Consider the following 12,482-nt stretch of genomic DNA (forward strand, 5'->3'; position numbering starts at 1 on the left):
AAAAACGCGGGATAATTCAGGCTTGTAGGGTGCGGCTGGGGAAGGAAAAGAAAAAACGCACTATAACGGTGCATGGTACGTTACATTTTTGCACCAGATTGTTGATTGCCGGATGGCGGCGTAAGCACCTTATTCGGCCTACAAGAGCGCATTGTCCGTAGGCCTGATAAGCGCAGCGCCATCAGGCGCTGAGCGATTCCTCACGCGCGCTGGCCGCCAGCTCTTCACCGGCAAGCTGTAGTTGGTACATCTGCCAGTAACGCCCTTGCGCTTCGAGCAGTTGTTGATGCGTACCGCGCTCGACCGCCTGCCCGCGATGCAGCACCAGAATGGTGTCCGCATCAACAATGGTTGACAGGCGATGTGCAATCACCACCAGCGTGGTGTGTTCACGCACTGCCGCCAGCGCTTGCTGAATCGCCTGCTCAGTACCGGAGTCAATGCTGGCGGTGGCTTCATCCAGAATCAGAACCTGCGGCGTATCAACCAGCACCCGCGCCAGCGCCAGCAGCTGTTTCTGCCCGACGGACAGATTATTGCCCTGCTCGCCCAGCCGGGTGTGGATACCCTCGCTCAGACTACGCGCCAGCTCCGCCAGTTGCACGGTTTCCAGCGCCTGCCAGACCTGTTCCTCAGAAATATCGCGCCCCAGCGTGACGTTTGCCAGGAACGTATCCGCCATCACCACCGGGTCCTGCTGCACCATCGCGACTCCCTGACGTAAAACCCCGTGGCTCAACGTTGACAACGAACGGTCGTCAAGGCGAATGTCTCCCTGTGTAAGCGGGTAATACCCCATCAGCAGGCTGGCGAGGGTACTCTTGCCGCTGCCGGTATGCCCGACCAGCGCCACAAAGCTGCGCGACGGAACGGAGAGCGTAATGTTTTGCAGCACCAGATTGTCGTCACGGTAGGCGAAGGAGACATCATCAACGTCAATCCTGCCCGACTGCAACGGGCGCTCATCCCGACCATAATCCTGGCGTGGGCCGTCCATCAGTTCGAATACGCGCTCCCCCGCCACCGCAGCCTGTTGCAACATCGACTGTTGGGTCGTCAGTTCAATCAATGGCTCGTTCAGACGCCCCAGATAGCTGATAAAGGCGTACAACACCCCGACTTCAATGGTGCCACGCGAGGTAAAGCTAAACAGCATCAGTAATCCGCAGAGGATCAGCGCGGAAAAAAGGCTGAGCAGCGGGCGCAATAAAAAGCCGTCCAGTCGCAGGGTCTGCATCCGCGCCATATAGTGCGAGCGGCTGGCCTCCCCCATTCTCTCGCCGAACCGCGCCTGCTGGCGGAACTGCTGAATGACGCTCATGCCGTTAATGACCTCATTGAAGCCATCATTGATGTCCGCCAGATATGCCCGCACGCGGCGCACAATCGGCGTGCTATAGCGCTGGTAAATCACCATCACCACCAGCACCGCCGGGAAAATCGCCATCGCGACCAGCGCCATCCGCCAGTCGAGGCTGAACATGGCGACCAGCATCGCGCCAATTAACGCCGCGCTACGCAGCACCGTCGCCACGACCGTGACGTAAAGGTCGCGGATGACTTCCGTATCATTGGTCACGCGAGAGATCAGTTGCCCCACCGGCTGCGTATCAAAGGCGCTCAGTGGCTGGCGCAAAGCGGCATCCATCACATCGGTACGCAGTTGTTGCACTACGCCGACGGCCGCCTGATTAAACAACAGCGACTGCGCATAATGCAGCCCCGCCGCCAGAAACTGTAAGCCAATGTACGCCGCCACCAGCCCCCCGACCGTGCCCAGCGGCAGGTGGCTCTTCGCGACCATATTGTCGATAAAGTAGCTGATAAGTAACGGGCCGCTGACTTCCGCCGCCGCCGCGATCCACAGCATCACCACGGCGATGGCAAGCGGTTTACGCCACGGCGAACCATACGCCAGCAGCCTTTTCAGGGTCGGCCATAACTGTCCAAAACTACGCATCTGCCGTCTCCTCGTTGATTTCAGGAGCGTCAGTCAGCGCCGCCTCCAGTTGCTGATAGCGATACATATCGCGATACCAGCCCGTTTGCAGCACTAATTCATCATGATCGCCACGCTGGGCGATATGGCCATGCTGCATCACGATAATCTCGTTGGCTTCCGTCAGAGCGGATAAGCGGTGCGCGCTAATAATCACGGTGCGCCCCTCTCCCCACTGGCGTAAATTATGCAGAATCTGGTGTTCGGTACGGCCATCCACCGCCGACAGCGCATCATCCAGAATCAGGATTTCCGCATTGAGCAGTAACGCGCGCGCAATAGAAATGCGCTGTTTTTGCCCGCCGGACAGCATGACGCCGCGTTCGCCCACTTCGGTGTCATATCCTTGAGGCAGACGCAAAATATCCTCATGCACGCTGGCCAGCCGCGCCACCTGTTCAATCTCTTCCTGCGTCGCGTTTGGGCGCCCCAGCGCGATGTTATTGCCGACCGTGTCGGAGAACAGGAACGGCGTCTGGCTGACGACCGCCAGGCGACTGCGCCAGCTATCAAGCTGCAAGCGCGTCAGCGGAATATCATGAAAACGGATATCCCCCTGCGTAATATCGAAATGGCGCTGAATAAGCGAAAGAAGAGTGCTTTTCCCCGCGCCCGTCGGCCCGCAGATCCCCAGCATCTGCCCTGGCTCAAGCTGGAATTGCACATTTTCCAGCGCCGGATGCGCGGTTTGCGGGTAGCTGAATTCACGAATGGAGACCGTCAGCGCTCCCCGCCCTTCCGGCACCGCCTCCGTTCCGTCGTTGACGACCGGCGCTTCCGCCAGCATCGCGCGGATACGGCTGTACGCTGCGCTACCGCGTTCCACAATGTTAAACATCCAGGCCAGCGCTAACATAGGCCAGATCATCAGCCCGAGGTACATCATAAAGCTGGTCAGTTCCCCAAGCGTCAGCGTACCGTGCACTACCATCCAGCTTCCGCCGCCGATGGCAAGCAGATTAGCCATGCCGATGGCAATATAAATCGTGGGATCAAAACGGGCGTCGATACGTGCTACCCGCATATTTTTCTTCCCGGTGTCTTCCGCGTCCGCCGCAAACAGCGACGACTGTCGATCTTCAAGGCCAAAAGCTTTGATCATGCGAATGCTGGTCAGGCTCTCCTGGGTACGATCGTTCAGACTGGAAAACGCCGCCTGCGCCAGTTTGAAGCGGTTATGCAGACGGTCGCCGTAGCGCTTGATCATCAGCGCCATAATCGGCATAGGCAGCAGCGCGAACAGCGTCAGTTGCCAACTGAGCTGCGTTGACATCACGATCAGCACGGCGCAGCCCATCACCAGCGAATCCACCAGCGTGAGCACCCCTTCCCCGGCGGCAAAGACGACACGATCGACGTCGTTAGTCGCGCGCGCCATTAAGTCTCCGGTGCGGTGTCGCAGATAAAATTCCGGGTGCTGACGACTGAGCTGGCGGTAGTAATCTTCACGCAGTTCAACCGCCAGTTGATAAGAGGCGCCGAACAGCAGCACGCGCCAGACATAGCGCAACAAATAGACGATTACCGCAATCATGGCCATCGTGCCCACCCACATCAATACCTGGCCGGTAGTGAAATGTTGCGCAGTGACGCCATCCACAACGATCCCGACCACTTTGGGCGGGATCAGCTGAAGGACAGCGATAATGATAAGCAAGGCCACGGCGCCGAGATAGCGACGCCACTCCCGACGGAAGTACCAGCTTAATTGAGCAAATAATCGCACGCGTTATATCCTGACATGATTTCCGGCAATATTTTCCGGGAGAATTATTCAATAGGCAGAGCGGTTGTGTACTTAATCTGTTCCATCGCAAAGCTCGACGTTACGTCTGACAATCCCGGAACACTGTTCACCAGACGTTTGTAGAAGTCGTCATAACGCTTCATATCTGCTACCTGAACCCGCATCAGATAGTCGTATTCCCCGGCCATACGCCAGAACCCCAGCACTTCCGGCATTTCGGTGACCACCGTCACGAAGCGACTGTACCATTCACTGCTGTGATGCTGGGTTTTGATCAGTACGAACGCCGTTAACCCCAGACCCAATTTCTCTGGGTCCAGCAGCGCGACTTTACCGAGGAGAATGCCGTCGTCTTCCAGACGTTTCAGCCGTTTCCAGCAGGGTGTGGTGGTCAGATTAACGGCATCGGCCAGCGCCTGCAAAGAGAGGGTGCAGTCCTGCTGCAACAAAAGCAGCAGCTTACGGTCAATTTTATCTAACATACCCACCCCACAGAGAAGATTTTTCTCCTTACATTCTATTTTAAAGGTGAAATGGCAACAATTTTTTCCGTGCTTTTCGCTAATCTGGGCACAAAATGACAAATGGAAATTAATGATGAATAGCACCTGGGTTAAAAACGCCATTAATGAAATTAACGCTGACTATCAGCGTTCAGCCGACACGCATCTGATCCGGTTGTCGCTACCGGCGTTTCCGGGCATCCAGATCTACCTGAAGGATGAAAGCACCCATCCGACCGGCAGCCTGAAGCACCGTCTGGCGCGTTCATTGTTCCTGTATGGGTTGTGTAACGGCTGGATTAAAGAAAACACGACCATTATTGAATCCTCCTCCGGTTCAACGGCGGTTTCCGAAGCCTGGTTCGCCCGACTGCTCGGCCTGCCGTTTATCGCGGTAATGCCTTCCTGCACGGCAAAACGCAAAATCGAACAAATTGCGTTTTATGGCGGTCGCTCCCACTTTGTCGAAAGCGCCTGCGAGATTTACGCCGCCTCTGAGCAGCTGGCGCACGAACTGAACGGTCACTATATGGATCAGTTCACCTATGCCGAACGCGCCACCGACTGGCGCGGCAACAATAATATCGCCGACAGTATTTTCCATCAGATGCAGCGTGAGCCGAATCCGGTGCCGAAGCATATCGTGATGAGCGCGGGGACGGGCGGCACGTCAGCGACAATTGGCCGCTATATTCGCTGTCATGGGTATGACACGCGCCTGATGGTGGTTGACCCGGAAAACTCAGTCTTCCTGCCCTACTGGCAGGATCGCGACGCCACATTGCGCAGCCCGGTGGGCAGCAAAATTGAGGGGATTGGCCGCCCGCGCGTGGAACCCTCCTTCATCCCGGATGTGGTGGACGAAATGCTGCGCGTACCCGACGCCGCCAGCGTCGCGACCGCGCACTGGCTGGAAACGCAGCTGGGCCGTAAAGTGGGCGCCTCCACCGGCACTAATATGTGGGGAACGTTGCAGATTGCGGCCAGAATGCGCGATGCCGGAGAGACCGGTTCTCTCGTCACGCTGCTGTGTGACAGCGGCGAACGCTATCTCGACACCTATTACAATCCCCAGTGGGTTAACGATCACATTGGCGATTTAGCGCCGTGGCAGGCGGAAATTGCCCAACTGCTGAACGTCCGTTAAGCGGAATAAAAAAAGCCAGGCTTTACGGGCCTGGCTTGCTGGAAAGGATCGCTCATTCGGGGGAATAAGGTAGATGCGGATTATCCAGCCAATGCGTTAAAAAGTGAGAGACCGCCTGATTACGACAATGGCCAATCACTGAAAGATGCGGCAGTTCAGCGATCAGTTGCGGCATCGCGTTGCCCATAATCAAACCACGTCCCACGCTCTCCAGCATTTCGCGATCGTTCATCGCATCGCCAAACGCCATGCATTCCGTCAGCGACAGCCCCAAATGGTCGCTTAATACCGCCAGCGCGGAACCTTTATTACAGCCGAGCGGCAGCACTTCCAGACAATCCACAGCGGAAAAGCAGAGATTCGCCCGCTCGCCCAGCGCCTCATTCAGTTGAATACGCAGCCGGATCAGATCGTCGTGATCGCCACAGAAACAGATCTTAGTGACCTGGTGGGCCGGGATACGTTTGACATCCACGATCTGATAGTGGAACCCGCTGTAGACATGCGCCTGTAATAGCGCGGGGATCGCACTCCCCGTAAACCAGCCGTTATCGTTGAATACGTGCATACTGGCCCGGGTATCCCACGCCTGGTGCAATACGCGATCCGCAATGGCGGGGTCCAGATCCTGGCGATGCAGCATATCGCCTTCCTGCGAATGAATGCGCGTCCCGTTGCCGGTTATCAAAAACGCATCCATTGAGATGGCCCCCAGAATATGCCGCATTTCCAGCACATGCCGACCGGTCGCAAACGTCAAAGTGATATCGCGTTCACGCAGGCGCGCCAGCGTTGCAAGGGTCTCATGACCCAGATGGTGGTTTGGCATCAAAAGCGTGCCATCCATATCAAATGCAGCCAGACGAGCCATCTCTTTCTCCACACTGTGACGCAATTAACTTGTGATTGAGTATCACCTGAGATATACGGAAGTAATAGTGAATAGATAAAATGAATTGTTCCGGGTTTTAATGCGACTTCTCAACCGTTTAAAACAATATCAACGTCTCTGGCAGCCCTCGGCCGGAGAACCTCAGTCGGTCACCGTTGGGGAACTGGCGGAGCGCTGTTTTTGTAGCGAACGCCACGTCCGTACGCTACTACGTCAGGCGCAGGAAGCTGGCTGGTTAACATGGGAGGCGCAATCCGGGCGGGGTAAGCGCGGTAAACTGCAATTTCTGGTCACGCCGGAGTCACTGCGCAATACCATGATGGAACAAGCGCTGGAAAAAGGTCAGCAGCTTAATGTGCTGGAGCTGGCACAGCTGGCGCCAGGCGAACTGCGTACCATGCTGCAACCGTTTATGGGCGGGCAGTGGCAAAACGACACGCCGACCCTGCGTATTCCCTACTATCGTCCGCTGGACCCGTTGCATCCGGGATTTCTGCCCGGTCGCGCAGAACAGCATCTTGCAGGACAAATTTTCTCCGGCCTCACCCGCTTTGACAACGCCAGCCAGCGCCCCTGCGGGGATTTAGCACATCACTGGGATATCTCCGCCGACGGTATGCGCTGGGATTTTTATATTCGCTCTACCCTGCACTGGCATAATGGCGATACGGTAGAAACTGCGCAACTGCACGCGCGCCTGCTGATGCTGCTTGACCTGCCAGCCCTCAATAAATTGTTTATCAGCGTCAAGCGTATTGAAGTCACCCATCCGCAATGCCTGACGTTCATTCTCCATCGCCCTGATTACTGGCTGGCGCACCGTCTGGCAAGCTACTGTAGCCACCTGGCGCACCCGCATCAGCCGCTGTCAGGCACCGGACCTTTTCGGCTGACGTTATTTACGCCGGAGCTGGTACGCCTGGAAAGCCACGACAATTATCACCTTTGCCACCCGCTGCTAAAGGCGATTGAATACTGGATCACGCCTCAGCTTTTTGACCAGGATTTAGGCACCAGTTGCCGTCATCCGGTACAGATTGCCATCGGCAACCCTGAGGAGCTGGCCTCACTTAGCCAGGTAAGCAGCGGTATTAGCCTGGGATTTTGCTACCTGACGCTTAAAAAAGGCTCGAAACTCAGCCTGCAACAGGCGCGTCGCCTGGTAGACATCATTCATCATACGTCGTTATTACAGACGCTGCCGGTAGATGAAAATCTGATCACGCCCAGCAACGCGCTGCTGCCAGGCTGGGTAATGCCGCAATGGAAGGGGCTGGAATCCGTTGAATTACCGAAAAAACTGACGCTGGTCTACCACCTTCCCGTTGAGTTGCACACCATGGCGGAGCAACTCCAGCAATATCTGGCAACGCTCGGCTGTGAATTAACGTTGATTTTCCACAACGCGAAAAACTGGGATAACTGCCCTTCGCTGGCAAAAGCGGATCTCATGATGGGCGACAGACTGATTGGCGAAGCGCCGGAATATACGCTTGAGCAGTGGCTACGCTGCGATCAACTCTGGCCGCATGTGATGGATGCCCCTGCTTTCGCCCATCTTCAGGCCACGCTGGATGCCTTACAAACGCAGCCCGGTGAAGACGACCGCTATACTGCGTTACAACAGGTATTCACGAGTCTGATGAATGACGCCACGCTTACGCCGCTTTTTAACTATCACTACCGTATTAGCGCGCCGCCGGGCGTCAATGGCGTTCAACTCAATCCACGCGGCTGGTTTGAGTTTGAGAAAGCATGGCTTCCGCCGCCACGCGGTGAAGAAGCTGGTCGCGGCCATCCACAGGCGCTACCATAGCGTTTTTCATTTTTGTCAGGATAAGTTATGAAACGTGCCGTCGTTGTATTCAGTGGAGGCCAGGACTCCACAACCTGTCTGGCGCAAGCGCTGCATCAGTATGATGAAGTGCACTGCGTCACCTTTGATTATGGTCAGCGCCATCGCGCTGAGATTGATGTCGCACGTAATCTGGCCTTAAAACTCGGCGCGCGTGCGCATAAGGTGCTGGACGTAACGCTACTGAGCGAACTGGCGGTCAGTAGCCTGACGCGCGATAACATTCCCGTACCGGACTATGAACCGGATGCCGACGGTATTCCGAATACGTTTGTCCCTGGGCGTAATATTCTGTTTCTGACTCTGGCGGCGATTTACGCTTATCAGGTAAAAGCCGAAGCGGTGATTACCGGCGTTTGCGAGACGGATTTCTCCGGCTACCCGGACTGCCGCGATGAGTTTGTCAAAGCGCTGAATCATGCCGTCACCCTGGGTATGGCGAAGGATATTCGCTTTGAAACCCCGCTGATGTGGATTGATAAAGCCGAAACCTGGGCACTCGCTGATTACTGGGGCAAGCTGGATCTGGTGCGCGAAGAGACGCTGACCTGTTATAACGGCATCAAAGGTGACGGTTGCGGGCAGTGCGCCGCCTGTAATCTGCGCGCCAACGGCCTGAACCATTATCTGGCGGATAAACCGGCAGTGATGGCGGCAATGAAGCAGAAAACAGGGTTAAAGTGATCGTTTTGCCGGATGGCGGTGCATGCACCTTATCCGGCCTGGCGACATTCACCGTGGTCAATGTCGCCCGCAGGCCTGATAAGCGAAGCGCCATCAGGCAACTTTCCGTTACTTCACCATCTGCTCCAGTTTCTCGCGTAACTCACCTTCCAGCGGCAATGCTTTCTGCGTTTTCAAATCAATACAGACAAAAGTAATCTGCGCGTCCACCACAACTTGCCCTTCCGGCTCAAGCGTAATGACCTGGCTTAAAATGCCGCTCTTCCCGTTTAACTGCTGCACCTGACTGGTGACGGTCAGCAGATCGCTCAGCACGGCAGGGCGACGGTAGTTAATATTAATATTCACCACCACAAAAGCGATGTTGCGGGCCGTCATCCATTGAAAGCTGTCACTGTTTTCCAGCCCATCCCAGCGTGCTTCTTCAAGAAACTCAAGATAGCGGGCATTATTAACGTGCTGATAAACATCAAGGTGATAACCACGGACTTTGATTTGTGTTTGCATAGCGCAATAACCTTACGTTGTTGTTATAGGAACAGAGGCCATAACTGGTATGACCTCATTATCCTGGCAAACTTTTGCCACAGTGCAAGTTATTACAGCGTCAACACCGCCAGATTGCGTTCCACCAGCGAACTCCCCATCCCCGGAACCTGCTTTAAATCATCCACCGTTTTAAACGGCCCATACTCTTCCCGATAGTTGACTATCGCCTGCGCTTTTTTCAGCCCGACGCCATTCATCACCCGCGCCAGATCTTCCGCTGAAGCCGTGTTGATACTGACCCTCGCGCCTTCATCATCACTGGCCTTTGCAGGTACGGAGGCTTTAGTCTGCGCGGACGCAGACGAATCCGCCTTTGTTTGTACCGCCTGATTTTTCTCTACCGTTCCGGCAGCCAGCGCGTTGTGCGTCATGCCTGCGCAGGCCAGAGTCATCGTGACCAGCAGTGCGTTGATTCCATGTTTCATACTGTTTTCTCCTTGTGTGTTAACAGTGGCATCACGATAGCGGGGCGGAGAAAGGCAAACAAATAGCAAATATCAGAAATGGAAAAGGCCGCGAAGGCGGCCTTTGAGGGTTACAACTTTTTGCAGTTTTTTGCGAAGCGTCTCGGTGATTACTGCTGTTCCAGCGCATCGCCGACTTTGATTTTCGCCGCTTTACGCAGGTTACTCATCAGCGCTTCAAAGGTAATCTGCGCGTTATTCTGGGTAATACCCTGAACCATCGCTTTTTTCTGCTCTTCCGGCATAGAGCCCGCTTTCACGTCGTCCAGCGCCAGCAGCACAACGTTGCCCTGCATATCGTTAGCGACGCCATAGCTCGGCTTATCTTTCTCTGGCAGACCCAGCGCAAACGCAGCCTGGCTTACCGGGTCCTGCCCGGTACGGCTCAGCGTTTTCGCTTCGCCAAAGCTCAGACCGGCCGCTTTCATCGCTTCTGCGCCTTTACCCGCTTTCAGCTCAGCCAGCAGTTTGTCAGCATCCAGTTTTGCCTGCTGCTCTGCTTTGTTGTGCTTAACGAGCGCAGCCACCTGCTCTTTCACGTCAGCCAGAGGCTTAACCGCTTCAGGTTTATGCTCGCTGATGCGCAGCACGAATGCGCGGTCGCCATCCACGGTGATGATATCGGAGTTGCTGCCCGGCGTACCGTTCTCGCCAACCAGACCACCGTTGAAGATAGCATCGGCAACCGGTTTAAAATTCAGCTCTTCTGGCAGGTTGTCATGGCTGAACCAGCCGGTTTCAACCGCTTTCACGCCAGCGGCCTGTTCAGCGCCCGCCAGAGATTCGGTATCGTTGCTCGCCGCATCGCTGACTTTTTGTTGCAGCGCGTAATAGGCATCCAGCGCTTTTTCCTGCTTCACTTTCGCGGCAATGTCATCACGCGCTTCGCTCAGCGGCTTCACTTTCGCAGTCTGAACATCATCCAGACGCGCAACCAGGAAGCCAACAGAGGATTTAATCACGCCAGACAGCTGGCCTTTTTCTTTCAGGCCGGCATTTTTCAGTTCGTCCGGCGTGGTGGCGTCTTCCAGCCAGCCCATATCGCCGCCGTTGCGCGCAGAGATAATGTCTGCGGATTTCTCTTTCGCCAGCGCGGCAAAATCACCGCCTTTGTTCAATGCGTCCAGCACCGCTTTCGCTTCATCTTCCGTTTTGGTCTGAATGACGCTGTAACGGTTACGCTGCGGCTGGGTGAACTGATCCTGATGCTGGTCATAGTAAGACTGGATATCCGCATCGTTGACCGTTTCCTGCATAGCAGCCGCATCCAGCTTGATGTAGCTCACGCGGAACTGCTCCGGGGTCATAAAGCGGTTCTTGTTCTGCTCGTAGTAGCTGGACACTTCCTGATCGGTAGCCTGCTGCTTCGCAGCCAGTGCGTTTACGTCAATCGTCGCTTCACGCACCACACGCTGCTGCGCGACTAACGCCGCCAGCTCGTCCGTTTCACCTTTCAGCATGAAATCAGTACCGGCAACGCCAGCAATCAGTTGCTGGGTGGTGAGCTGGTTACGCAATGCCTGAGCATACTGATCGGCTGTCATCCCCATCTGATTCACAATCGCGTTGTAGCGGTTGTTATCAAATTTGCCGTCAACCTGGAAAGCCGCCGTTGAAAAGATGGCTTGCTTAACCTGTTCGTCGCTGATGCTGAGTTTAAGCTCATGCGCGTATTGATCCAGCAAGGCTTCATCGATAAGACGATTCAGTACCTGCTGACGCAGCGTTTTCATGTAGCCTTCATTCGCCGCCAGTTCAGAATACTGATCGCCCAGTTGCTGCTGCATACGATTACGTTCGCTGTTAAACGCATTCTCAAACTGCGAGCGGCTGATTTCCTGGTCATTCACTTTTGCGGCGTAGTTATTGCTTCCGCCAATCAGGTAACCACTCACGCCGGTCAAAATGAACGACACGATAATGATACCGAAAATAATCTTGAGCACGAGACTGTTAGCAGCCGTGCGTAAGCTGTCCATCATGGTGTAACCACACTCCGCTGTAGGTGACTGTTTTGCGTATTCATACTTCACGCAGCATAGCGTTTTCTGAACGCTGCGCGGAAAGCTGTATTGTGACAAGAAACCGGGGTAATTGTCAGCCCACAACCAGCATAAACTCAAATAAAGTAGTACTGGACAAATAAAAAAGGCACATCAGATGATGCGCCCTTGTACTTTGTCACATCCCCAGGGGGAGAAGCTCTTAGTTTACCGCGTCTTTCAGCGCTTTACCTGCACGGAAACCCGGCACTTTAGCGGCGGCGATGGTGATCTCTTTACCTGTTTGCGGGTTGCGACCAGTACGGGCAGCACGCTCTTTAACAGCAAAAGTACCAAAACCTACCAGCGCTACATCATCACCTTCTTTCAGTGATTCAGTGACAGAAGCAATAATTGCATCTAACGCACGTCCAGCCGCAGCCTTAGAGATATCAGCCCCTGCAGCAATTTTGTCGATCAGTTGAGATTTATTCACTCTTCTCTTCCTCTTTTATAATTTATATCGCACCGGAATCCTTCAAAGTGCGACCGCGCAGCAGTTATATCAGGCCTGCCATGCCCTTACAACACCCGTTAATGATGGCAAGCCCGATCCGTCATCTAAATTAGCTATACAAAAAAAGGCTGGCAAGCACGAAA

General features: G+C 54.9%; 11 protein-coding genes. 3 read left to right on the forward strand and 8 right to left on the reverse strand.

The genetic code is table 11. The annotated features are described in order from the left end of the window. Window positions 1–181: 181 nt before the first annotated feature. Genes OGX93_RS07150 through decR form a run of 3 tightly spaced genes read right to left on the reverse strand, consistent with a single transcriptional unit; the run spans window position 182 to window position 4,228 of the window. Entirely contained in the window at window positions 182–1,960 is a 1,779-nt protein-coding gene (locus tag OGX93_RS07150) for a SmdB family multidrug efflux ABC transporter permease/ATP-binding protein (RefSeq protein ID WP_112002129.1), read from the reverse strand. Next, window positions 1,953–3,725: a SmdA family multidrug ABC transporter permease/ATP-binding protein gene (locus OGX93_RS07155; RefSeq protein ID WP_024130591.1), complete on the reverse strand. Its 1,773-nt coding sequence runs from the start codon at window positions 3,723–3,725 to the stop codon at window positions 1,953–1,955. Before OGX93_RS07155 ends, OGX93_RS07150 begins: the two co-directional genes overlap by 8 nt. A gap of 44 nt (window positions 3,726–3,769) precedes the next feature. Continuing rightward, window positions 3,770–4,228, reverse strand: coding sequence for a DNA-binding transcriptional regulator DecR (decR, locus tag OGX93_RS07160; protein WP_012133534.1), 459 nt, complete (start codon window positions 4,226–4,228; stop codon window positions 3,770–3,772). A gap of 112 nt (window positions 4,229–4,340) precedes the next feature. Between decR and OGX93_RS07165 the strand changes: the two genes are divergently transcribed. Continuing rightward, window positions 4,341–5,396: a PLP-dependent cysteine synthase family protein gene (locus OGX93_RS07165; protein WP_153258636.1), complete on the forward strand. Its 1,056-nt coding sequence runs from the start codon at window positions 4,341–4,343 to the stop codon at window positions 5,394–5,396. A 52-nt stretch (window positions 5,397–5,448) separates the two neighbouring features. On the opposite strand, the gene cof is transcribed toward OGX93_RS07165, so the two are convergent. Continuing rightward, a complete protein-coding gene (gene cof, locus OGX93_RS07170) occupies window positions 5,449–6,267 on the reverse strand; it encodes an HMP-PP phosphatase (RefSeq protein ID WP_024130593.1) in 819 nt (272 codons plus the stop codon). A 100-nt stretch (window positions 6,268–6,367) separates the two neighbouring features. On the opposite strand from cof, the gene OGX93_RS07175 reads away from it, so the two are divergent. Continuing rightward, a complete protein-coding gene (locus OGX93_RS07175; RefSeq protein WP_286449412.1) occupies window positions 6,368–8,104 on the forward strand; it encodes an SgrR family transcriptional regulator in 1,737 nt (578 codons plus the stop codon). 27 nt (window positions 8,105–8,131) lie between these two features. Continuing rightward, complete coding sequence (gene queC / locus OGX93_RS07180) at window positions 8,132–8,827, forward strand: 7-cyano-7-deazaguanine synthase QueC (protein ID WP_049008410.1); 696 nt, start codon at window positions 8,132–8,134, stop codon at window positions 8,825–8,827. A gap of 108 nt (window positions 8,828–8,935) precedes the next feature. Here the strand turns inward: queC and fadM are convergent, their stop codons facing one another. The 4 genes from fadM to hupB all read right to left on the reverse strand — a co-directional run bounded on the left by fadM (window position 8,936) and on the right by hupB (window position 12,318). Beyond that, window positions 8,936–9,334, reverse strand: a complete 399-nt coding sequence (gene fadM, locus OGX93_RS07185) for a long-chain acyl-CoA thioesterase FadM (RefSeq protein ID WP_012133539.1) — start codon at window positions 9,332–9,334, stop codon at window positions 8,936–8,938. Window positions 9,335–9,426: 92 nt separating this feature from the next. Further along, entirely contained in the window at window positions 9,427–9,801 is a 375-nt protein-coding gene (locus OGX93_RS07190) for a helix-hairpin-helix domain-containing protein (RefSeq protein WP_049008409.1), read from the reverse strand. Window positions 9,802–9,950: 149 nt separating this feature from the next. Next, window positions 9,951–11,822: a peptidylprolyl isomerase gene (ppiD, locus tag OGX93_RS07195; protein ID WP_286449411.1), complete on the reverse strand. Its 1,872-nt coding sequence runs from the start codon at window positions 11,820–11,822 to the stop codon at window positions 9,951–9,953. A gap of 223 nt (window positions 11,823–12,045) precedes the next feature. After that, window positions 12,046–12,318, reverse strand: a complete 273-nt coding sequence (hupB, locus tag OGX93_RS07200) for a nucleoid-associated protein HU-beta (RefSeq protein ID WP_003021629.1) — start codon at window positions 12,316–12,318, stop codon at window positions 12,046–12,048. Window positions 12,319–12,482: the final 164 nt, after the last annotated feature.

Origin of the sequence: Citrobacter sp. CK195, assembly GCF_030333365.1 — a bacterium.
GTDB classification, from domain to species: domain Bacteria; phylum Pseudomonadota; class Gammaproteobacteria; order Enterobacterales; family Enterobacteriaceae; genus Citrobacter_B; species Citrobacter_B koseri.